Origin of the sequence: Saccharopolyspora sp. ID03-671 (genome assembly GCF_045278815.1) — a bacterium.
Classification (GTDB): Bacteria; Actinomycetota; Actinomycetes; order Mycobacteriales; family Pseudonocardiaceae; genus Saccharopolyspora; species Saccharopolyspora ipomoeae.
Map to the genome: position 1 here is coordinate 2,153,524 of NZ_CP134054.1, position 21,891 is coordinate 2,175,414.

The following is a 21,891-nucleotide window of genomic DNA, read 5'->3' on the forward strand; positions in this document are numbered from 1 at the left end:
CCGGACCTCCCCGGCCGAGTGAGCGGATGCGCGGGTCGGCGGGCGTGTGAGGATTCAGGGCGTGATTCCAGATCTGTCCGCTGACCGCATCGACCGACTTCGCGACGCGTTCCGCGCCGCCTCCTACGACGCCGACGGCGTCCTCGACCTGCTCGGCCACTCCGCGCACGCCGCGCTCGGCCGCGGTGAGCCGGTGCCCGCGCTGCGCGCCACCGAGGGCGCCGGTGCGCTGGGCACGCTCGTCCGGCTGTTCCTGCTGGGCCAGGCCGAGACGCGGCCCGACGTGCAGGCCGCCCTCGGCTCGCTGAGCACCGACGACGCGCTGGCCGCGGGCATCCTGGCCGCCGACGGCGAGCTGCTCCGCGCCGGCCTGGACATCCGCCCCTACGGCGAGGGCGAGCACTCCTGGTGGGTGGTGTCGGACCTGGACTCCGACCTGCGCGGAGGGCGTCCCGTCGACGCCGACCACGTGCTGGGCGTCGGTCACGCGTCGCTGAGCCTGGTGCGCGCCACCACCCGGCGGCCGGTCGGCTCGGTGCTCGACCTGGGCACCGGCTGCGGCGTGCAGGCCCTGCACGCGAGCACGCACGCGCGGAGCATCACCGTCACCGACGTCTCGAAGCGGGCGCTGGCGCTGGCCGAGGCGACCTTCCGGCTCAACGGGGTCGACGCCGAGGTCGGCGAGGGCGAGTGGTTCGAGCCGGTCCGCGGCCGCAAGTTCGACCTGGTCGTGTGCAACCCACCGTTCGTGGTGGGCCCGCCGCGCACCGACTTCACCTACCGCGACTCCGGGCTGGCCGGGGACGACGCGAGCGCGCTGGTGGTGCGCCAGCTGCCGTCGTTCCTCAACGAGGGCGGCACCGGGCAGCTGCTCGCCTCATGGGTGCACCGCGAGGGCGAGGACTGGGAGGACCGGGTCGCCTCCTGGCTGCCGCCGGGCGCCGGGGTGGACGCGTGGTTCGTGCAGCGCGACGTCGCCGACCCGGATCTCTACGTGGGCACCTGGCTGCGCGACGCGGGCTACGACCTGCGTTCCGAGCAGGGCCTGCGCAAGGCCGCCGAGTGGCTGGACTGGTTCGAGGCCAACGACGTGATCGGCATCGGTTTCGGCTTCGTCACCCTGCGCCGCGCCGACGGGCCCGGCGAGGTGGTCTGCGAGGACCTGCGGCACGCCTTCGACGACCCGCTGGGACCGGAGTCCGACGCCTGGCTGCGCCGGGTCGACTGGCTGCGCGACCACGACTCCGACGACGACCTGCTGGCCGCCAGGCTGGTCACCGCCGACAGCACCGTCCTGGAGCAGGTCTCGCAACCCGGGGACGAGGGCTGGGAACCGCTGGTGCACCGGCTGCACCGCACCGACGGTCCCGGGTGGCAGCACGAGATCGATGAGCTCGGCGTCCGGTTGCTGGCGGGATTCCGGGGTGCGCTGCCCCTGGAGGAACTGCTGGAACTGCTGGCGATGGGTTACGGCGAAGATGTGGAGGACTTGACCTCCGCTGCCATTCCGATGGTGCGGGAACTCATCCGGCACGGAATGGTCGTTCCGGCCGAATGGCGAGGTGTTGATCAATGAGGGCAATCGTCACGCGGGTCACTCGCGCCTCCGTAACGGTCGACGGCGAAGTCGTCGGGAAGATCGAAGAACCAGGGCTGTTGGTCCTATTGGGTGTGACCCATTCCGACGGGCGTGAGGAAGTCGCAAAAATGGCCCGGAAACTGCACGAGATTCGCGCGCTCCGGGACGAGGAGTCCTGCGCCACCACGGGCGCCCCGCTGCTGGTGGTCAGCCAGTTCACCCTCTACGGGTCGACCAGGAAGGGCCGCCGCCCCTCGTGGACCGAGGCCGCCCGACCGGAGCAGGCCGAACCACTGGTCGACGCTGTCGTGGCGGAGCTCCGGGAACGGGGCGCGCGGGTGTCCACCGGGGCGTTCGGCGCGATGATGGCGGTCGAAAGCGTGAACGACGGACCATTCACACTTTTGGTTGAGGTCTAAATGTAACGAGAGCTCTCAGCAAATCCTCAGACTCAGGGCGCAACCGATGTGACGGCCGCGACGTCTTCGAATCGAGAACTTCGGGAACGAATTCGTCGCGCCCGTCGTTTTCCAGGTAACGAAGCTTCGACGGCCATGCCGTCCGCGGTGGCCGGAACAGTCCGGCACCGACCCGGCACCCGGAGAAGAACGTAGGCGCGGAAGCCCCGGTTAATACCGAGCGTACGCGTCCTGCACACCGCGCACCGATGCGTCGGTGTGAATTGCGCCCCGCTAGCCAGCCCGTCAGGGAGGGAGCTCATGACCGTCCCGCAGACCACCAAGCCAGACGTCGCCGTCGCCGAAGAACTGGACACCCAGGGACCATCGGCCGACCTGGTGCGCGTCTACCTCAACGGCATCGGGCGCACCGCGCTGCTCACGGCACAGGAAGAGGTCGACCTCGCCAAGCGCATCGAGGCCGGGGTTTTCGCCAAGCACCTGCTGGAAACCGGCAAGAACCTCTCCCCCGAGCGGCGTTCGGACCTCAATGCCGTCGTCCGGGACGGTCGTCGCGCGAAGAACCACCTGATGGAGGCCAACCTCCGCCTGGTCGTCAGCCTCGCCAAGCGCTACACCGGCCGCGGCATGCCCCTGCTGGACCTCATCCAGGAGGGCAACCTGGGGCTGATCCGCGCGGTGGAGAAGTTCGACTACACCAAGGGCTTCAAGTTCTCGACCTACGCGACCTGGTGGATCCGGCAGGCCATCACCCGGGGCATGGCCGACCAGAGCCGCACCATCCGGCTCCCCGTCCACCTCGTCGAGCAGGTCAACAAGCTGGCCCGCATCAAGCGCGACCTGCACCAGAAGCTGGGCCGCGAGGCCACCGACGACGAGCTCTCGGAGGAGGCGGGCATCCCGGTCGAGAAGATCCTCGACCTGATGGACCACTCGCGCGATCCGGTCAGCCTGGACATGCCGGTGGGCACCGAGGAGGACGCCCCGCTGGGCGACTTCATCGAGGACGCCGAGTCCGCCGACGCCGAGAACGCGGTGATCTCCGGCTTCCTGCAGGACGACCTGCGCCGGGTCCTGTCCACGCTCGAGGAGCGCGAGCAGGCGGTCATCCGGATGCGCTACGGCCTCGAGGACGGCCAGCCGCGCACCCTGGACCAGATCGGCAAGGCCTTCGGCCTGTCCCGCGAGCGGGTCCGCCAGATCGAGCGCGAGGTCATGTCCAAGCTCCGCCAGGGCGACCGCGCCGACAAGCTCCGCGCCTACGCCAGCTGACCCATCGGGGCGCCCTTCACCGCGAAGGGCGCCCCTTCTCTCGCCACTGATGTGACGCCTGAGGCGGCCCGTGCCCTGTTCGGGGGAATTCGGCGTCACTTTGCACCCGAACGGCTCGTTGACCCGAGACACCCCGCGGGGCGAAGATCTTCTTCCGCAAACTTGAGCGGTGGGGTCCTCCACCGCCTGCTGGAGGAGGCCGGACTCGTCGAAAGGGCGGGTCCGACCTCCTCACCTACTTCTCCAGGAACTTCTCCCGCCACCGATCGAGCTCGTCGTCGGTGACGCCGTGGCCGGCCAACCAGCCCGCGGCCGCGTCCTGGTGCTCGTCGAAGATCTCCAGCACGCTCTCGATGGCCTGCGTCGGCGTGGCCATGAGCTCGGCGACCATCTCCTCGTCCACGCCCGGCGGCAGCTCCGGCAGCTCTTCGAGGCGCTGCAGGACGCGCAGCATGTTCTTGTCGGTGCGCACGTAGTCGGCGACGATCGCGTCCGGTCGCACTCCCGCGGCGCTGAGCAGCATCGCCGAGACCACGCCGGTGCGGTCCTTGCCGGCCGCGCAGTGCACCAGCGCCGGGCCGTCGGCCGCCAGGACGTGCCGGAAGACCTCCACCAGCTTCTTCGGCGCGCCCTGCAGCATGCCCCGGTAGAGGGTGGTCAGCTCGTGGACCGCCTCGTCGTCCTCGTCCGGCGTGTCCAGCCCCTCCAGCACCCGCACGCGGTGCACCAGGCTCGCCGTGGCCATCGGGTGCTCGTCCCGGGTCTCGGCGGCTTCGCGCAGGTCGACGACCACGCGCGGCGGCCACGCGGGCAGTCCGCTCGGGTCGCGGTCCCCGAGCCGGGGTGCGTCGCTGCGGTAGACCACTCCGCTCCTGGTCAGCACACCGCTGCCGGTGGGCTGACCGCCGAGGTCGCGCAGGTTGACCAGTTCGTCGAGCGCCATGAGGCCTCCGAATCGGGAGAAGAGCCGTCCAGGTTCGAGAATCTCAACCCGAGCGCATTTCGACCAGCTCCCGCCGCGGGTCTCCGTCACACATTGCCGACCCGTGTGGACGCCGTGATCCGCTGCGCGGTTACATGAGTGCACGCGTAACCCGAACGCGCGCAAAGGAGCCGCGACGTGACCACCACGAATTTCGACTTCACCGAGGTGCTCCCCCTCGGCCCCGACGACACCGAGTACCGCTTGGTGACCGATGAAGGCATCAAGGTCGTCGAAGCCGCAGGGCGCCGCTTCTTGGAGATCGAGCCCGCCACGCTGACCTCGCTGGCCGCCGAGGCGATCAAGGACATCCAGCACCTGCTGCGTCCGTCGCACCTCGCCCAGCTGAAGTCGATCGTGGAAGACCCGGAGGCCAGCGCGAACGACCGGTTCGTGGCCACGGACCTGCTGCGCAACGCCTGCGTGTCGGCCGGTGGGGTGCTGCCGATGTGCCAGGACACGGGCACGGCGATCGTCATCGGCAAGCGCACCGAGACGGTGCTCACCGGCGGCCAGGACGAGGAGTCGCTGGCGCGCGGCATCTTCAACGCCTACCAGGACCTCAACCTGCGCTACTCGCAGATGGCGCCGTTGAACTTCTGGGAGGAGCGCAACACCGGCAGCAACCTGCCCGCCCAGATCGAGCTGTTCAACAAGCCGGGCACCGACCCGTTCTACGAGCTGCTGTTCATGGCCAAGGGCGGCGGCAGCGCCAACAAGACGTTCCTCTACCAGGAGACCAAGGCGCTGCTGAACCCGACGCGGCTGGGCCGCTTCCTGGAGGAGAAGCTGCGCTCGCTGGGCACCGCGGCGTGCCCGCCGTACCACCTGGCGATCGTCGTCGGCGGCATGTCGGCCGAGTACAACCTCAAGGTCGCCAAGCTGGCCTCGGCCCGCTACCTCGACGAGCTGCCGCGCGAGGGCTCGGGCTCCGGCCACGCGCTGCGCGACGTCGAGATGGAGCAGCAGGTCCTGGAGATGACCCGCCAGTTCGGCATCGGCGCGCAGTTCGGCGGCAAGTACTTCTGCCACGACGTGCGCGTGATCCGCCTGCCCCGGCACGGCGCCTCGCTGCCGGTCGGCGTGGCGGTGTCCTGCTCGGCGGACCGGCAGGCCAAGGCCAAGATCACCCCGGAGGGCGTGTTCCTGGAGCAGCTGGAGCGCGACCCGGCGAAGTACCTGCCGGAGGTCTCCGACGAGCAGCTCTCCGACGAGGTCGTCAAGATCGACCTCAACCGGCCGATGGACGAGATCCGCTCCGAGCTGTCGAAGCTGCCGGTCAAGACGCGGGTGTCGCTGACCGGTCCGCTGGTGGTGGCGCGCGACATCGCGCACGCCAAGATCGCCGAGCGGCTCGACGCGGGCGAGCCGATGCCCGACTACATGCGCGACCACCCGGTGTACTACGCGGGTCCGGCCAAGACGCCCGACGGCTACGCCTCGGGCTCCTTCGGCCCGACCACCGCCGGCCGGATGGACTCGTACGTGGAGCAGTTCCAGGCCGCGGGCGGCTCGATGGTCATGCTGGCCAAGGGCAACCGGTCCAAGCAGGTCTCGCAGTCCTGCCAGAACCACGGCGGGTTCTACCTCGGTTCGATCGGTGGTCCGGCCGCGCGGCTGGCGCAGGACTGCATCCGCAAGGTCGAGGTGCTGGAGTACCCCGAGCTGGGCATGGAAGCGGTGTGGCGCATCGAGGTCGAGGACTTCCCCGCCTTCATCGTCGTCGACGACAAGGGCAACGACTTCTTCGCCAACTCCACGCAGCCGACCCTGCAGATCTCCTTCGGCCGCTGAGGTTCTCGCACGACCGGTCCCGGGCTCACCCGCGCGCGAGGCGCGGGTGAGCCCGAGCGGCCGCGGTCATCCCGCTTGTGCGGACCCGTGAGGAACGAACTGCCGAACCCGGTGCGCCGTGGAGCCCCACCTCCGGCGGCGAACCGGCTTCACGCGCGGCGGCGGCAGGTTACCGCCGCGCAGCAGCCGAATCAGCGCGGGACCTTCACATCCTTCTGCTCCAGGACCACCTTTCGCCCTTCCAGCGGGGCGCTGAGGCTCACCGCCACGGGCGGGTACCGCAGGTCCATCGTGCAGATTCCCGGCGGATCCGGCGTTTCCTCCACGAGGAGGATCTTCACGTGGTCAGCGGTCTGCTCCGCCACTTCGGCGCGCACCTTGCTGCAGCCGCCCTCCTGACCGGTGGCGACCACTGCGGTACCGTTGTCCTGAGTCCAGACCTTCTTCGGATATCCTCGCGGCAGCTGCGAGAGGTCGATGGCTTCCGCGGCCACCGGCGTCCGCTCCGGTTCAGGTTTCGGCTGAACCGGTCCGGGTGGCGCTGGCGGCTGACCACCGAACCCCACGTCGTTGGTCGGTTGTTGGGCGCAGGCTGCCAGCACCAGTAGCAGACTCCCCGCGCCCACTGCGGTTCGTAGGCGTCTCATGCCTTGTAGACGGACGCGCGGGAGTAGCGGGTTGCGTCCCGGCCGAAGTGGATCGGTACCCACCTTTCACACAATTCACCCGGCCGGGCCGAAACCTCCTCGGCGGACCTGATCAGCGTTCGAGGACGCCGTTCATCCAGTCCTGGATCCAGGCGGCCATCTCACCGGAGCTGCGGGTCCACTTGAAGTGGTCCACCGGCCCTCCCGCGTCGTCGGCGGTGTAGTGGCGGCTCGTCCGCTCGGCGCGGGTGGAGTGCTTGACCAGGTCGTCCATCGCCGATGCCGGGGCCAGCTCGTCGTTGGCCACGGTCACCGTGAGCAGCGGGGTCGTCACCTCGGCCATCGCCGCGTCGTAGTCGAGGTCGGAACCGCGGAGCCGCCAGCGGCCGGTGCGCGCCTGGCGCGCCCAGTCCCGCATCAGCCCGGTCGCCTGCTTGCCGCCGAAGACGTATCCGGGCCAGTAGCCGAGCAGGGTCGAGGCCAGCGCGATCGTCTGGGTGCCGAGCAGCGAGTAGTAGTACTTGGCCAGGCCCGGGTAGCCCCGGTACCAGACCGATCCGGTGGCGATCAGGGCCGCGCCGCTGATCCGGCCGGGGTTGGCGGCGGTGTGCAGCAGCGCGATCTGGCCGCCGAGGCTGTGCCCGAGGACGAACCGGGGCGCCCGGGGGAAGACGGACTCGACGAGGTCGAGCACGGCGTCGAGGTCGTCGACGAAGTCCTGGTAGCCGAAGTGCACGCCGCGCCGGGCCCGGGGCTTGTTCTCGCCCTGGCCGCGCACGTCGAACGACACGACCGTCATGCCGAGCCGGTGCAGCTCGGCGACGAACGGCCGGTAGTAGCCGGCCGGCACGCCCATGGCCGGCGCCAGCACCGCGACCGGCGCGCTCGGGTCGTCCTGCTGCACCGCGCGCACCTTGATGCGGTACTGGCCCGCGGGGACCACGCCGAGCACGGGCGCCGGTGCGTCGACTTTCCGGGTCGTGACCTCATCCACGCGCACCAGATTAACGGAACGACCCGGTTTCGATCTGCGGGTCTGTGTCCCCCGTCGCAGTCGGCACCCGACGCAGACGGTTACCGCAGTCGACGCGGTCCGGTGTCCAACGCCGCGGGCGATTCGCCCAAGGACACCTTCGCGCCGGTGACCGCAGCCCCGGTGGGCGAGGCCAGCACGGGCTGCAACGCCAGGTAGCGCACCTCCGGCAGATCCTCGGCCAGCGTCGCCACCCGCAGCACCAGGTCCTCCAGCGCCGACAGGTCCGCGGGCTCCACGCCCCGGTAGCCGACCAGCAGCGGCGCCGCGCGGGGCGCGCGCACCAACGTCGCGACGTCCACGTCGGTCAAAGGCAGCGCGCGGTAGGCCTTGTCCCCCAGCAACTCGCTGGCCACGCCGGAGAGCCCGAAGGACACCAACGTGCCGAACGAGGGGTCGTCGAGCAGGTCGATCACGCACGAGGTCCCGCGCCCGGCCATCCGCTGCACGTAGACCTGCTCGACGCCGGAGACCCGCCGCACGTCTTCGTAGGCCGTGCGCACCGCCTCCGGCCCGGTCAGGTCCAGCCTCACGCCGACCAGGTCGTTGCGGTGCCGCAGATCCGTGCTGGTCGACTTCAGCACCACCGGGTAGCCCAGCTCCTCGGCCGCCGCCACCGCCGCGTCCACGTCACCGACCTTGCGGAAGGGCACCAGCTCGATGCCGTAGCACTCCAGCAGGCGCACCGTGCGCTCGTCGCCGAGCTCGGAGACGCCCTCGGCCAACCACTGCTCGACCAGCGAACGCCTCCTCGGCCGCCACGTCCGGGCGCACGAAGTGCCCCTTCGGCGCTGCGCGCCACTTCGCGTAGCGGGTCACGCGCGCCAGCGCGAGCACCGAGCGCTCCGGGCTCGGGTACGACGGCACCGAACCCTTGCCGGTCGTGCCGTCCGGGCCCGGCACCCGCAGCTCGTCCGGAACGCCCTCGGCCGCCAGGAACGTGGTCGCCACCGGCTTCGAGCGGGTCGCGTCGGCCTCGTGCAACGCCTCCCGCAGCGCCCGCGCGTAGGCCGCGCCGGGCACCGCCACCGGCGGGGCGAACACCGTGATCAGCGCGTCGACGTCGTCGCGCAGGGCGGCATCGCGCACCGCGGCCGCGAACTCGTCGGGCTCCGCCGAGGCGCCGACGTCGACCGGCTCGTGCGCCAGCTGCAACCCCTGCGCCTGCGCCACGTCGGCGGCGATCATGCCCAGCGCCGAGGAGTTGCCCACGATCGACACCCGGTCGCCCTGCGGCAACGGCTGGTGCGCGAGCAGCAGCGCGGTGTCGAACATCTGCGCCACCGACTCGACGCGGATCACGCCGGACTGCTCGAACAGCGCCTGCACGCTCGTCTCGTCGATCTCCACCGTCGTGGCCGCCAGCCCGGCCCGCACCGAGTTGCGGCCCGACTTGACCACCACGACCGGCTTGCTGCGCGCCAGCCGCCGGGCCAACCGGCCGAACTTGCGCGGGTTGCCGAACGATTCGAGGTACAGCAGCACCACGTCGGTGGCCGGGTCGGTCTGCCAGTACTGCAGCAGGTCGTTGCCGGACAGGTCGGCGCGGTTGCCCGCCGAGACGAACGTCGACAGGCCGAGCCCGCGCTCGGTGGCGGTCTCCAGGATCGCCACCCCCAGCGCACCGGACTGGCAGAAGAACCCGGTCCGGCCGCGCCCGGGCAGCTGCGGTGCGAGACTCGCGTTGAGCCGGAACTCCGGGTCCGGGTTGACCACGCCGAGCGCGTTCGGACCGACCACGCGCATGCCGTGCACCCGCGCGGCGCGCACCATCTCGCGTTCCACCTCGCGCCCCTCCGAACCGGTCTCGCTGAACCCGGAGGAGACGATGACCAGCGTTTTCACGCCCTTGGCCAAGCAGTCGTCGAGGACCTCGTTGACGCCGGCCGCCGGGATCGCCACCACCGCCAGGTCGACCTCGTCGGGGATGTCGAGCACCGAGGCGTAGGCGCGCACCCCGCGCACCGAGCGGTGCTCGGGGTTGACGGGGTAGACGGGCCCGTTGAAGTCGGCGGTGAGCAGGTTGGTCAGCACCGCGTGGCCGATCTTGCGGTGGTCGGTGGAAGCGCCGATCACCGCCACCGCCCGCGGCCGCAGCAGGTTGTGCACGCTGCGCGCCTCCGCGGCCTGCTCGCGCGCCCGGGCCACCGCCACGGACTCCTCGGTCGGGTCGATGTCGAACTCCAGGTGCACCACGCCTTCCTCCATCGCCCGGCTCACCTGGTAACCGGCGTCGCGGAAGACGCGCACCATCGTGGAGTTCTCGGCCAGCACCTCGGCCACGAAGCGCCGCAGACCGCACTCCTGCGCGGCCGCGGCGAGGTGTTCGAGCAGGATCGACCCCAGACCGCGCCCCTGATGACCGTCCTCGACGACGAAGGCGACCTCGGCCGACTCCTGCTCTCCGAGGCGGTCGAAGCGGCCGACGGCGACGATGTCATCGCCGAGCAGCGCCACCAGCGCGACCCGGTTGACGTAATCGACCTGCGTGAACCGGCGCACGTCGCGCTCGGGCATCCGCGGGTACGGGCCGAAGTAGCGGTAGTACCTGGTGCGGTCGCTGAGCCTCCCGTGGAAGGCGACCAGCTTGTCCTTGTCGGCCGGGGTGATCGGCCGCATGTGCACCGTGCCGCCGTCGGAGAGGACGACGTCGGCTTCCCACTGCCGGGGGTAGTCCTGCTGCGGCCCGGTCTCCTCTCTCGCTTCTTCGTCCACTTCGGGCACTCCTCAGTCGCGACTGTCAGCCGGGTCCAGCCCGAGCAGCGGGAACACCGCGTGCCGGGCGTCGCGGATCGCGGTGTCGACCGCGGACGCGGTCACCCCGGACCAGCGCTCGAAGGACGGGTCGGCCCCGTCCGACATCGACGTCGGCATCGGCACGTTCTGCGCACGCCGGACGGCGTACGCGATCCAATCCTCGGGGATGGTCGTCTCCGGCGCGATATCCCGGTTCAGCAGCGTCGCCAGCAGGTGGGTCCAGGCTCGCGGCACCACGCGGAACAGCGAGTAACCACCACCGCCCAGAGCCAGCCACTTCCCCCCGGCGTAGCTCTCGGCCAGGTCGCGGAGGTCCTGGTAGGTGGCGCGCTGGGCGTCGACGGTCAACGACAGGTCGGCGAGCGGGTCGTCCCGGTGCGCATCGGCCCCGCACTGGGTGACCAGCACCTGCGGCCGGAACTGGTCCAGCACCGACGGGACCACGGCGTGGAAGGCGCGACGCCAGTCGGCATCACCGGTGCCCGGCGGCAGCGGGACGTTGACCGCGGTGCCGTCGGCGTTGCCGCGCCCGACCTCGGTGGCGAAACCGGTTCCCGGCCACAGCGTCACCGGGTGCTGGTGCAGCGAGATGGTCATGACCCGCGGGTCGTCGTAGAAGGCCGCCTGCACCCCGTCGCCGTGGTGCACGTCGACGTCGAGGTAGGCGATGCGCTCCACGCCCTGCTCCAGCATCCACGCGATGGCCGCCGAGCAGTCGTTGTAGACGCAGAACCCGGCGGCGCGGTCGGCCATCGCGTGGTGCAGTCCCCCGGCGATGTTGACCGCCCGGTCCGCCGCGCCCGAGACGATCTGCTCGGCGGCCTTGATCGACGCTCCGGCGATCAAGGCCGAGGCCTCGTGCATCCGGTCGAAGATCGGGTTGTCATCGGTGCCCAACCCGTGCCCGACTTCCCAAGCGCTCAGCGGCGCGGCGCGCACCGCCGCCATGTACTCGGCGGTGTGCACGCGCAGCAGGTCCTGCTCGGTGGCGGGTTCGGGCTTGATCGTCTCCACGCCGTCGAGCACGCCGAGCGAGTTGGCCAGCCGCATGGTCAGGTCCAGCCGGATCGGATGCAGCGGATGGTGCCCGCCCAGGTCGTACTCGAGCACCGACTCGTCCCAGACCACGGCCAACTGAGAACCCATGGGCGGGACGCTACCTGCCGGACGCGCCCCGACACAGGGTCTCGACGGTCCGAGGAGCCGAATCGGATGGATCTCGCCGACCGCTCACCCGGCTTCCGGACCGGTCGCCGCCGGTCGTGACGGGTCCGCCGCCCAGTTCGACCACGAGCCCGCGTAGAGCGCAGCGGGCGCGTGGGCGTCGGTGACCCCGGCGTGTTCCAGCGCCAGCAGCACCGAGCAGGCCGTGACCCCCGAGCCGCAGTAGGCCCCGACGGAGGTGTCTCCGGTGACGCCCAGCGCGGCGAAGCGCTCGGCCAGCTCCTCCGGCGAACGCCACCGGCCCGTGGGCCCGACGTGCTCGCTGAACGGCGCGTTGCGCGCGCCCGGGACGTGCCCGGCGCGCGGATCCATCGGTTCCACCTCGCCCCGGTAGCGCTCCGGTGCGCGGGCGTCGAGCAGCACGCCGTCGCGGGCCAGCTCCGCCGCCTGGTCGGCGTCGATCACCGGCATCGCCCCGGGACGCACCCGGAACCCGCCATCACCGGGTTCGGGGACGTCGGTGGTGGTCGGCTTGCCCTCGGCGGTCCACGCCGCGTAGCCGCCGTCGAGCACGGCCACCGACCGGTGTCCCGCCCAGCGCAGCAGCCACCAGGCCCGCGCCGCCGCCGAACCGTTGTCGGCGTCGTAGACCACGACCGGGCGGTCGGCGTCCACGCCCGCCCGGCGCAGCACCTCCTGCAGCGCGGCCGGATCGGGCAGCGGATGCCGCCCGGCCGAACTCGGCTCAGCGGCCAGTTCGGCGTCCAGATCCACGAAAACCGCTCCGGGCAGGTGCCCCGCGGCGTAGTCGTCGCGGCCCGGTGGGCCGAGCAGTGACCACCGCACGTCCAGCAAGGTCGGGTGCGGCTCCGCACCCAGTGCGGTCATGAGATCATCGGTACTGATCAAGGGATGCATGACGGCCTTTCGAAGCCCGCCGACGAGGTCGGTCGCTGATCCTGGCTGTCAACTCCCCGGCCACTGACCGTTGTCGCTGGCAGCGACTAGCATCGTGGTTGGGACTTGAATGGGGAGCCGACGTGAACGATCTCATCGATACCACTGAGATGTACCTCCGCACCATTTACGACCTCGAGGAAGAGGGCGTGGTGCCGCTGCGGGCCCGGATCGCCGAGCGCCTGGAGCAGAGCGGACCGACCGTCAGCCAGACGGTGGCCCGCATGGAGCGGGACGGCCTGCTCACGGTCGCCGAGGACCGCCACCTCGAACTGACCAAGGCCGGCCGCGCCCGCGCGATCAGCGTGATGCGCAAGCACCGCCTCGCCGAACGGCTCCTCGTCGACGTGATCGGCCTCGAGTGGGAGCACGTGCACAACGAGGCGTGCCGCTGGGAGCACGTGATGAGCGAGGCCGTCGAGCGCAAGCTCGTCAAGCTCCTCGGCGGCCCCACCACCTCTCCCTACGGCAACCCCATCCCCGGCCTGGACGACCTCGGTGTCGACCACATCGACACCGCGATCGACGGTGAGCTCCAGCGGGTCGACGAGATCGCCCGCAACGGCGGTGGCCGCGCGGTCATCCGCCGGATCTCCGAGCACGTGCAGCTCGACCCGGATCTGATGACCGACCTCAAGGAAGTCGGGGTCGTCCCGGGCAACGAGGTCGAGATCATGTCGGTAGTCGGTGCGAACAAGCCGATCGAGGTCCGCGGCCAGAGCGGTGCCGCAGAGCTGACCCCCAGCATCGCGCACGCGGTGATGGTGACGGCCAAGTGAGCGTCTCCACCCGAGCGGCGGAGCTCTTCGCCGCCGAGCACGGCCGCGCGCCCAGCGCGGTGTGGTCCGCACCCGGCCGGGTCAACCTCATCGGTGAGCACACCGACTACAACGACGGTTTCGTGCTCCCGATGGCGATCCCGCACCGGGTCGCGGTGGCCATCGGTCCGCGCGACGACCGCAAGCTCGTGGCCACGACGTGGGGCGACGACGGTGAGCTCCACCAGGCGGACGAGCTCGTCGTCGACGACCTCCGGCCCGGCTCCCCCACCGGTTGGCCCGCGTTTCCCGCAGGCGTCGCATGGGCGCTGCGCGAAGCCGGTCACGCCGTCCCCGGCCTGGACCTGTTGATCGTCGGTGACGTCCCCACCGGCGCCGGCCTGTCCTCCTCCCACGCTCTGCAGTGCGCTCTGGCGCTGGCGATGCTCGATCATCTCGGCCTGGCACCGGGCGAGCCTGGCGCGCCGAGCCTGGCGGAGATCGCCCGGCTGGTGCAGCGCTCGGAGAACGACTACGTCGGGGCCCCCACCGGCCTGCTCGACCAGACGGCGTCGCTGCGCTGCGTCGAGTCCCGCGTGCTGTTCTTCGACGTCCGCTCCGGTGACGCCGAGCAGGTCCCGTTCGATCCCCGCGGCGCGGGTCTCGAACTGCTCGTCATCGACACCCGCGCCAAGCACTCGCACAGCGAATCCGGCTACGGAGAACGCCGGAAGGGCTGCGAGCGGGCGGCGGAGCTGCTCGAGGTGAAGGCACTGCGGGACATCTCGGCGGCGCAGCTGCCGGAGGCGAACGAGAAGCTTCCGGACGAGCTTCAGCCGCTGGTCAAGCACGTGGTGACGGAGAACGAGCGAGTGCTGTCCGCCGTCGAGCTGCTGCGCTCCGGCGGGTACGCCGAGATCGGTCCGCTGCTCAACGCCTCCCACGCCAGCCTCCGCGACGACTACCGCGTCTCCTGCCTCGAACTCGACGTCGCAGTGGACGCAGCGGTGCAGGCCGGCGCACTGGGCGCGCGGATGACCGGCGGTGGCTTCGGCGGTTCGGCGATCGCGCTGATCCCGACGGCCGACCGCGCCCGGGTCGAGTCGGCCGTTCGGGACGCGTTCGCCGAGCGGAGCCTGGCCGAACCGCGCGTGTTCATCGCGATACCCTCCGCCGGTGCGGGGCGGGACAGGTGACGACCCGGTCCTCGGCCGCTTCCCGCTGAGTCGATTGGTTCTCCCACGGAAGGCAGTGCGCAGTTGAAGCTCCTGGTCACAGGCGGTGCCGGTTACGTCGGAAGCGTGTGCGCAGCACGCCTGGTGGAAGCAGGCCACGAGGTCGTCGTGGTCGACGACCTGTCCACCGGGCACGCCGACGCGATCCCGGACGGCTGCAAGTTCGTCGAGGCGGACATCGCCTCGGCGGCGGGTGAACTGCTCGCGGAGCAGTTCGACGGCGTGCTGCACTTCGCGGCGAAGTCGCTCGTCGGCGAGTCGATGGAGCAGCCGCAGAAGTACTGGCAGGGCAACGTCGTAACGTCGCTGCGACTGCTGGACGCGATGCGCGAACACGGCACGCCGCGCCTGGTGTTCTCCTCCACAGCGGCGACGTACGGCGAACCGGAGTCCTCCCCGATCACCGAGGACCTCCCGACGCGGCCCACCAACACCTACGGCGCGACCAAGCTGACGATCGACCACGCGATCACGTCGTACGCCTCCGCCCACGGCATCGGCGCGGTCAGCCTCCGGTACTTCAACGTCGCCGGAGCGCACGGGGCCTTCGGTGAGCGGCACGCCGTCGAGACCCACCTGATCCCGATCGTGCTGCAGGTGGCGCTGGGCCAGCGCGAGCAGGTGCAGATCTTCGGCGAGGACTGGCCCACCGCCGACGGCACCTGCGTCCGCGACTACATCCACGTCACCGACCTCGCCGACGCGCACCTGCTGGCGCTGGAAAACGCGACGAGCGGCCAGCACCGCATCTACAACCTGGGCAACGGCACGGGCTTCTCGGTCAAGCAGGTCATCGACACCTGCCGCGAGGTCACCGGACACCCGATCCCCGCCCAGGTCGCTCCCCGCCGGGCCGGCGACCCCGCGACGCTGGTGGCCTCCAGTCAGCGCGCCCGGGCCGAGCTGGGGTGGCAGCCCCAGCGCGCCGACCTCGGCGTGATCGTCGGTGACGCGTGGGAGTTCACCCGCGCCCGCCACGCGTCCTGAGCGCTGCTCCCTCTTCTTCGCGCACATCAGCAGGGTCCCTCCTCGTCGAGCAGGAGCTGGACGTCGTCGGCCGAATCCCGGGCGATGCCGGCCAGCTCCGCCGGCGGGAGGCCCGCGTCGAGCGACCGGCGCAGCAGGACCCCCAGGTTGTGGTCGAGCTTGACCTGCTCGATGCGTTCGAGCGCGACGCTGGCCAGCGCGCCCTCGCCGCGGACGTAGGCCGAGAACGCCAGCAGCGCCGCGACCTCGACCACCTCGGGTTCCGGTGCCTTGCGCACGAGGGTGAGCCAGAGCTCCTCGGCCGGGCGCGCCAGTTCGGTCAGCGCGGCACCGATGACGACGTCGCGGACGCGGACGTCCGACACCGCCTGCAGCACGCCCAGCAGGTCGTCCTCGGTGAGCGCCGAACCGGTGGCGATGCGCCGGATCGCGCCGAAGACCGTGCGCACGTCCGTGGCGTGCCGGGACGGGTCGTAGGAGTCGATGGCGTCTTCGACGAGCGCGTCGAGCTTGGCCGACCAGCGGTTGAGGACCTCCGGTGATTCAGGCGCGACGAGCTCGCGGAGCTCCTCCCTGCTGCCGAAGGTCACCGATCCTTGGGCGGCCATCAGCGCGCCCATCGGGGATTCCTTCGGGTCCGCGACGACGCCGTGGCAGTCCTCGTCGTAGTAGCACGTCCACGGCTCACCGACCCCGATCGCCGGGGTGTGCACCGCGTGGGCGGTGATGATTCCCGCCTGCAGCAGGGTTTTCCGCACCACTTCGACGACGTCGTGCAGCGGCGGCCCTGAGCCGTCGCCGGGGGTCTCGGTGGCGTGGCAGGCCCCGCCGCAGGTCTCCGGGCACGCGGCGAGGTTGGGACGGTCCCCGATCACGATCATGAACACGCCTTCGGCCTGCTGCTTGCCCACGGCCCCGGTGAGCAGGAACTCGCTGAACAGGCATGCCTGTGACGGGCACGGCAGGTCGACGCGCATGGTCGCGCCGAACCTCGGTGTTCCGGTCAGGTCGTGCATCGTGATCAGCACGAACGAGTCGGTCGGGTGGAAGCCGAGCATGTGCGGGATCGCGGCGAGCACGTCCCCGGGGTCGCTCAGCGAGAGCTGGGTGTTCAATCGCGTCGTCATGACCACCACGATGCGGACGAAAACGCCTCCGTCGAAAGCGAATTCGACAATCTCTGGACAACTTCGTCCGCTGTGGACGGATCGCGGTTGAAACCCTTGAAACCACACCGATCAGCGTCGATCGGTCAGGTCAATTCACTGCTCGATCGGGTATCACCGTCCGCCATGACACCGGTTTTCGCGAAAGACCGTCACGAGATCCGCCCGACCACCGGAAGTGAGACCTGCGTGCGCGCCAGGTCCAGCGCCAGTCCCGCACCCGGACGGGGCCGCAACGTGAAGTCGTGATCGCTGGAGAGCACCACGACGCCGAGCCGGTGCCCCGGCGCGAATACGTAGTCGTCGGGCTGCATCCGCACGGTGATCGCGTACTGGCGACCCGGCTCGATCGGCGTCGTCCGGTCCAGGGCCTCGCGGTTCTGCGGGTCGGCCCAGCCTCGCGTGACCACCGAGACCGATCCGTCCGGTGCCTGATCGACCAGCAGCGCGGTCACGTTGGCGGCCGGCTCGTCGAAGCTGAGTCCGAGCTCTGCGCGCACCTCCCCGCTGACCCGGGCCCGCTCGGCGAGCGGTTCGGTGAAGTAGGCCAACCGGTTCGGCGAGCCGGCGGCGGAAGCGAGGTCCTCGGCCTTCTGGCCCGCGTCGTCGGTGAGCCCTTCCACCGCTCGCTGAGCGGGCGCTTCGGCGCTCAGACCACCGCGCTGCGAGCCGCCCGCCGTCGGCCGCAGCACCGTCTCGGCAGCCCCCGGAGCAGGCCATTCGGCCTCCTCGGTCCAGCTGCCGTCCTCGCGCTGGACCGTGGCGCGGGGCTCGTCCTCGACCCCGTTGGGCACGCCGTGCAGGTACCGGGTGAACCACCGGTTGAGGGTCCGCAGCCACTCCTGCTCGCGCAGTTCGATGGGGTCGGTGTGGCCGGACTGGTGCCACCAGATCTTGTGCGGCACGTCGTGCTCCCGCAGCAGCCCGTACCACTGGGCGGCCTGGCGGGTCTTGACGTTCCAGTCGTTGAGCCCGTGCACCGACAGCACCGCCGCGCGCACCCGGTCCGCGTCGCCGAGGTAGTTGCGCTCGTCCCAGAAGGGGCTGTCATCACCGGTGATGCGGTCCTGCTCCGCGGTGAGCCCGTCGATCACCGGGCGGCAGGGCTCGCGGTCGGCTCGGGTGTGGACGTACTCGGCCAGCACGTCGGCGTCCTCGCCCTGGTACCCACCGGGAGCGACCACGGCGCCGTCGGTGCGGTAGTAGTCGTACCAGTTGGAGATGGCCCCGATGGGCACGATCGCTTCCAGCCCCTCGACGCCGGTGGCGGCGACGGCGTTCGGCAGGGTCCCGTTGTAGGAGACGCCCATCATGCCGACCTTGCCGGTCGACCAGGTCGCCGGAACATCGGTGCCTGCGGCGTCGTGCCCCGGTGCCCGGCCGTTGAGCCAGTCCACCACGGACTTGGCGCCGATCGTCTCATTCTCGGCCCCCGTGGTCGGGCACCCGGTGGACGCCCCCGTGCCCAGCGACTCCGCGTAGACCACGGCATATCCCCTGGCCAGCAGGTACTGCTCGTAGGCCCAGTCGATCTCGGCGGCCACCGCGATCCGCTCGTCACCGGAGGCGCTCAGCGTCGTCCGGGCACCGGACCGCTCCGGCACGTGCAGCTCGGTGTCGACGTTGTGGTTGGGCACGTCGTTGCCGCCGGAGAAGTACGGGCTGGCCTGGTAGACCACCGGCACCCGCAGTCCCTGGTCGGACTCGGCGGGCCGCACCACCTGGACGTGCACCCGGTCCTGCGATCCGTCGTGGTCGCTGTCGACCGGCGCGGTGACGAACAGGTCCTGCCGCACCGCCCGCGCCGGGTCGAACACCGGCTGCGCCTCGCCGTCGGCGAACACCGGACCCTGCGGCGGCTCGGCCCCCGCGGCCGCGGACCCGATCAGGGGCAGGGCGACGATCGCCGCGAGCAAACCTGTCCGAACGCGCCGCATGCGGGGCTCCCGAAGCTGGAGAAGTGGACGACACCGGCACTTTTCTTAGCGCGAAACGGGAAGTCAAACACCGATGCGGCGGGTTCCCGCCAGAACCACCCGAGCGGCAGTAAGGTCGAAGCATCCGAACCGGAACCCAAGGAGTGCGCATGTCGATTCCCTCCAGCCTGCTGACCTCGGCCGGGTTGATCGGTGGCTTCGCGGTGGCCCGCGCTTCGCAGCACCGGCACTGGGGTGGAGTCGTCGCGGCGGGCGCCGGCCTGGGCGCGATGGAGATCTGCCGTCGCCGGGCCGGCGTCGTGCCCGCGCTGGCCCTGGGCGCGACCTACGGAACCGCGCTGGTCGGATCGCACCCGCTGGCCAAGAAGATCGGCGCCTGGCCGTCGGTGTTCACCGTGACCGCGGCGACGGCCACCGCTGCGCACCTGCTCACCCGCCGCTGAGGAACTCCTCGAAGGTCTCCCGGCCCACCGCCCGGTCCGGGACGAGGTTGGCCCCGGACCGCAGCTCCCGGAACAACGAGCCCGGCGGGCGCAGTCGCAACACCCGTCGGCGCAGGCCGTCGGCCTGGAAGTAGGCCCTGGTCAGGTCCTCGTGGCTGCGCACCTGCGGGCCGCCCAGGTCCGCCACTCGTCCCGCCGCGTCGCCGCGGGCGAGCTCGGCCAGCCGCTCCGCGACGTCGCGCACCGAGATCGGCTGGAACCGCACACCGGACAGCGCCACCACCACCGGTGAGCGGCGTTGCACGGCGCTGAACTTGGCGACGAGGTCGTGGAACTGCGTGGTGCGCAGGATCGTCCACGGCAGCCCGGATTCGCTGATCAGCCGCTCGGACTCGAGCTTGGCGCGGTAGTAGAACAGCGGGATCCGCTCGATGCCGACGATGGAGATGTAGACCACGTGCGGTCGGCCGGACCGGCGGGCGAACTCCACCAGGTTGCGGGTGGCCTGCACGTCGTGACCGCTGTTGGTGGTCGCGCAGTGCACGATCACGTCCGCGCCGGAGACCGCGTCCGCGAGTCCCTGCCGGGTGCGCAGATCGCCGACCACCCGCCCGGTGCCCGGGCGGCGGCTGAGCACCTCGACGTCCTCGTCATCCTCCCGCAGTCGCCGCACGAGAGCGCTGCCGAGCGTTCCGGTCCCACCGGTGACCAAGATCGACTTTCCCACGTCGTGGCCCTCCCCTCGAAGTCTCACCGGGCAGACGAGGTCAACCCCGCCGACGTGACGCCATGACCAGCGCAATCCGGTGATCCACGTCATAGATGAGCGGTGCGGTGTCGGCTTGACCGCAGGTCGTGCTCACACCGACCGGCCACAACGACTAGGCTGTTTCCTGCTCGTTACCCGATACGGCGAAGGATTCAACCGGTGCCCGATCCAGCTTCAACCATCGAAGAGCTGACCGCCCAGCGCGACCGCGCCCACCAGGAGTTCGCAGATCTCGTGGCGCGTGGCCTGAAACTGGATATCACCCGAGGAAAGCCCTCGCCGAAGCAACTCGACCTCTCCAACGAGCTGCTCGACCTCGCCAGCGGAACCGACGCCGACGGCGCCGACCTGCGCAACTACGGCGGCCTCAACGGCCTGCCCGAGCTGCGCGAGATCTTCAGCACCGATCTGCAGGTGCCGGTCGACCAGCTGCTCGCCGCGGGCAACTCCAGCCTGGAGCTGATGCACGACGCGCTGGTGTTCGCGCTGCTCAACGGGGTTCCCGGCGGCTCGCAGCGCTGGGTCGCCGAGCCGGAGATCGCGTTCCTGTGCCCGGTTCCCGGCTACGACCGCCACTTCGCTCTCACCGAGCGTCTCGGGATCAAGATGATCACCGTTCCGATGACCGCGGACGGCCCCGACATGGACGTCGTCGAGCGGCTCGTCGCCGAGGACTCCCGGATCAAGGGCATCTGGTGCGTGCCGAAGTACAGCAACCCGGACGGCACCGTCTACTCCGACGAGACCGTGCGGCGGCTGGCGGCGATGAGCACCGCCGCACCCGATTTCCGGATCTTCTGGGACAACGCCTACGCGGTGCACCACCTCACCGACGACGAGGCTGAGATCGCCGACCTCCTGGCGCTGTGCGCCGAGAACGGCAACCCGGACCGCGCGCTGGTGTTCGGCTCCACTTCGAAGATCACCTTCGCGGGCGCGGGCGTGGCGTTCTTCGGTTCCTCCCCCGCCAACATCGAGTGGTGGCTGGCATCGACCTCCAAGCGCAGCATCGGCCCGAACAAGGTCAACCAGCGGGCGCACGCCCGGCTGCTGCGCGACCGCGACGGGCTGCGCGAGCACATGCGCAAGCACGCCGCGCTGATCCGGCCCAAGTTCGAAGCCGTGGACAAGATCCTCAGCGCCGAACTGGGCGGGACCGGCCTCGCTCGGTGGAGCAACCCGGCCGGCGGGTACTTCATCAGCCTGGAGGTTCCCGAAGGCTGCGCGAAGGCCGTCGTCGCCAAGGCCAAGGAAGCGGGCATCGCGCTCACCCCGGCCGGTTCGACCCACCCCCACGGTGACGACCCGGCCGACTCGGTGATCCGCATCGCGCCGACCTTCCCGGAGCTCGCCGACGTCGAGGCGGCCACGGCGGGCCTGGCCGTCTGCGTCCGCTTGATCGCCACCGAGAAGCTGCTGGCGGACGAGCAGTCCTGACCCCGAGCACGACGAAGGCCGGTGCGGTTCCGCGGAACCGCACCGGCCTTCGTCGTCTGATCAGCTGGAGCTCTCACCTTCCAGCACCAGCGGCCAGGCGTCCTCGTAGACGACACCGGGCTCCGGCGGGACGGGCTCTCCCGTGTCCGGATCCACGCAGCCCAGGTCGAACGCCTCGGCCGCGGTGACCGGCGAGATCACACCACCCTCGATGAACCATCCGTACACGTGCTTGACCAGCACGTCCTCGCCGCGCGCATCGGTGAACGCGACCTCCTCGCTGAGCGAGTGCAGGACGATCGACACCACCGCTTCCTCGTCGAGCAACTCGTCGAGGTAGTGCTCGGCCTCGGGGTTCTCCAAGGCCAGTTCCCCGGCGTAGTCGATCGCCGCCAGGGTGGTCACGGACCGGTCCGGGTCCGGGAGCCCGGTCACGGTCAGGACGTGAATCCCAGGTGCCGCGAAGAGAATCGCGTTCTTCAACAGGTTTCGTGCCCGCATCTCCACCTCCGCTTGTTCGGTGCGGACGAGCGTGCCGAATCCGCGGCGCCCCAC

At 70.6% G+C, this 21,891-nt stretch carries 18 protein-coding genes and 1 pseudogene; 9 read left to right on the forward strand and 10 right to left on the reverse strand.

The window, feature by feature from the left end:
• The first annotated feature begins 61 nt into the window (after positions 1–61).
• From REH65_RS09560 to REH65_RS09570, 3 genes are all read left to right on the forward strand, one after another.
• The gene (locus tag REH65_RS09560; RefSeq protein WP_406692166.1) at positions 62–1,576 is read left to right on the forward strand and encodes a methyltransferase; all 1,515 of its coding nucleotides are present in this window, start codon (positions 62–64) and stop codon (positions 1,574–1,576) included.
• Complete coding sequence (dtd, locus tag REH65_RS09565) at positions 1,573–1,998, forward strand: D-aminoacyl-tRNA deacylase (RefSeq protein ID WP_406692167.1); 426 nt, start codon at positions 1,573–1,575, stop codon at positions 1,996–1,998. The genes REH65_RS09560 and dtd overlap by 4 nt, the downstream gene beginning before the upstream one ends.
• A gap of 300 nt (positions 1,999–2,298) precedes the next feature.
• Positions 2,299–3,270 (forward strand): sigma-70 family RNA polymerase sigma factor, encoded by a 972-nt coding sequence (locus tag REH65_RS09570; RefSeq protein ID WP_281457230.1) that lies wholly within the window; start codon positions 2,299–2,301, stop codon positions 3,268–3,270.
• A 235-nt stretch (positions 3,271–3,505) separates the two neighbouring features.
• Here the strand turns inward: REH65_RS09570 and REH65_RS09575 are convergent, their stop codons facing one another.
• On the reverse strand, positions 3,506–4,213 hold the full coding sequence (locus tag REH65_RS09575) for a tyrosine-protein phosphatase (RefSeq protein WP_281457231.1): 708 nt from the start codon (positions 4,211–4,213) through the stop codon (positions 3,506–3,508).
• A 177-nt stretch (positions 4,214–4,390) separates the two neighbouring features.
• Between REH65_RS09575 and REH65_RS09580 the strand changes: the two genes are divergently transcribed.
• On the forward strand, positions 4,391–6,046 hold the full coding sequence (locus REH65_RS09580; RefSeq protein ID WP_281457232.1) for a fumarate hydratase: 1,656 nt from the start codon (positions 4,391–4,393) through the stop codon (positions 6,044–6,046).
• Positions 6,047–6,237: 191 nt separating this feature from the next.
• On the opposite strand, the gene REH65_RS09585 is transcribed toward REH65_RS09580, so the two are convergent.
• From REH65_RS09585 to REH65_RS09605, 5 genes and pseudogenes are all read right to left on the reverse strand, one after another.
• Positions 6,238–6,540, reverse strand: coding sequence for a hypothetical protein (locus tag REH65_RS09585; protein WP_281457233.1), 303 nt, complete (start codon positions 6,538–6,540; stop codon positions 6,238–6,240).
• 265 nt (positions 6,541–6,805) lie between these two features.
• A complete protein-coding gene (locus tag REH65_RS09590) occupies positions 6,806–7,687 on the reverse strand; it encodes an alpha/beta fold hydrolase (protein WP_406692168.1) in 882 nt (293 codons plus the stop codon).
• An 80-nt stretch (positions 7,688–7,767) separates the two neighbouring features.
• Positions 7,768–10,441: pseudogene (locus REH65_RS09595) on the reverse strand (GNAT family N-acetyltransferase).
• A 12-nt stretch (positions 10,442–10,453) separates the two neighbouring features.
• Positions 10,454–11,629: an acetoin utilization protein AcuC gene (locus tag REH65_RS09600; RefSeq protein ID WP_406692169.1), complete on the reverse strand. Its 1,176-nt coding sequence runs from the start codon at positions 11,627–11,629 to the stop codon at positions 10,454–10,456.
• Between the two features lie 84 nt (positions 11,630–11,713).
• The gene (locus REH65_RS09605) at positions 11,714–12,565 is read right to left on the reverse strand and encodes a sulfurtransferase (protein ID WP_406692170.1); all 852 of its coding nucleotides are present in this window, start codon (positions 12,563–12,565) and stop codon (positions 11,714–11,716) included.
• 122 nt (positions 12,566–12,687) lie between these two features.
• Here REH65_RS09605 and REH65_RS09610 point away from each other — a divergent pair, with 122 nt between their 5' ends.
• The 3 genes from REH65_RS09610 (at position 12,688) to galE (ending at position 15,584) form a co-directional block, all read left to right on the forward strand.
• The gene (locus REH65_RS09610; RefSeq protein WP_281457238.1) at positions 12,688–13,383 is read left to right on the forward strand and encodes a metal-dependent transcriptional regulator; all 696 of its coding nucleotides are present in this window, start codon (positions 12,688–12,690) and stop codon (positions 13,381–13,383) included.
• A complete protein-coding gene (galK, locus tag REH65_RS09615; protein WP_406692171.1) occupies positions 13,380–14,558 on the forward strand; it encodes a galactokinase in 1,179 nt (392 codons plus the stop codon). Before REH65_RS09610 ends, galK begins: the two co-directional genes overlap by 4 nt.
• A 63-nt stretch (positions 14,559–14,621) precedes the next feature.
• The gene (galE, locus tag REH65_RS09620) at positions 14,622–15,584 is read left to right on the forward strand and encodes a UDP-glucose 4-epimerase GalE (RefSeq protein WP_406692172.1); all 963 of its coding nucleotides are present in this window, start codon (positions 14,622–14,624) and stop codon (positions 15,582–15,584) included.
• Between the two features lie 26 nt (positions 15,585–15,610).
• On the opposite strand, the gene REH65_RS09625 is transcribed toward galE, so the two are convergent.
• The gene (locus REH65_RS09625) at positions 15,611–16,711 is read right to left on the reverse strand and encodes a DUF4192 domain-containing protein (protein ID WP_406692173.1); all 1,101 of its coding nucleotides are present in this window, start codon (positions 16,709–16,711) and stop codon (positions 15,611–15,613) included.
• Positions 16,712–16,902: 191 nt separating this feature from the next.
• The gene (locus tag REH65_RS09630; protein ID WP_406692174.1) at positions 16,903–18,687 is read right to left on the reverse strand and encodes a Xaa-Pro dipeptidyl-peptidase; all 1,785 of its coding nucleotides are present in this window, start codon (positions 18,685–18,687) and stop codon (positions 16,903–16,905) included.
• 149 nt (positions 18,688–18,836) lie between these two features.
• On the opposite strand from REH65_RS09630, the gene REH65_RS09635 reads away from it, so the two are divergent.
• Entirely contained in the window at positions 18,837–19,130 is a 294-nt protein-coding gene (locus REH65_RS09635) for a hypothetical protein (RefSeq protein ID WP_281457243.1), read from the forward strand.
• Here REH65_RS09635 and REH65_RS09640 read toward each other — a convergent pair.
• On the reverse strand, positions 19,117–19,857 hold the full coding sequence (locus REH65_RS09640) for an SDR family oxidoreductase (RefSeq protein ID WP_406692175.1): 741 nt from the start codon (positions 19,855–19,857) through the stop codon (positions 19,117–19,119). The genes REH65_RS09635 and REH65_RS09640 overlap by 14 nt on opposite strands.
• Before the next feature lie 201 nt (positions 19,858–20,058).
• On the opposite strand from REH65_RS09640, the gene REH65_RS09645 reads away from it, so the two are divergent.
• Complete coding sequence (locus tag REH65_RS09645; protein ID WP_406692176.1) at positions 20,059–21,336, forward strand: aminotransferase class I/II-fold pyridoxal phosphate-dependent enzyme; 1,278 nt, start codon at positions 20,059–20,061, stop codon at positions 21,334–21,336.
• Positions 21,337–21,396: 60 nt separating this feature from the next.
• On the opposite strand, the gene REH65_RS09650 is transcribed toward REH65_RS09645, so the two are convergent.
• Positions 21,397–21,771 carry a hypothetical protein gene (locus REH65_RS09650; RefSeq protein WP_281457246.1) on the reverse strand — a complete coding sequence of 125 codons (375 nt, stop codon included), beginning with the start codon at positions 21,769–21,771 and terminating at the stop codon, positions 21,397–21,399.
• Positions 21,772–21,891 lie beyond the last annotated feature (120 nt).

Bases quoted from the DNA above. Each gene is read 5' to 3' on its own strand.
- dtd (WP_406692167.1), top strand. From the start codon at position 1,573: ATGAGGGCAATCGTCACGCGGGTCACTCGCGCCTCCGTAACGGTCGAC.
- REH65_RS09570 (WP_281457230.1), top strand. From the start codon at position 2,299: ATGACCGTCCCGCAGACCACCAAGCCAGACGTCGCCGTCGCCGAAGAA.
- REH65_RS09575 (WP_281457231.1), bottom strand. From the start codon at position 4,213: ATGGCGCTCGACGAACTGGTCAACCTGCGCGACCTCGGCGGTCAGCCC.
- REH65_RS09600 (WP_406692169.1), bottom strand. From the start codon at position 11,629: ATGGGTTCTCAGTTGGCCGTGGTCTGGGACGAGTCGGTGCTCGAGTAC.
- REH65_RS09605 (WP_406692170.1), bottom strand. From the start codon at position 12,565: ATGCATCCCTTGATCAGTACCGATGATCTCATGACCGCACTGGGTGCG.
- REH65_RS09625 (WP_406692173.1), bottom strand. From the start codon at position 16,711: ATGACGACGCGATTGAACACCCAGCTCTCGCTGAGCGACCCCGGGGAC.
- REH65_RS09630 (WP_406692174.1), bottom strand. From the start codon at position 18,687: ATGCGGCGCGTTCGGACAGGTTTGCTCGCGGCGATCGTCGCCCTGCCC.
- REH65_RS09635 (WP_281457243.1), top strand. From the start codon at position 18,837: ATGTCGATTCCCTCCAGCCTGCTGACCTCGGCCGGGTTGATCGGTGGC.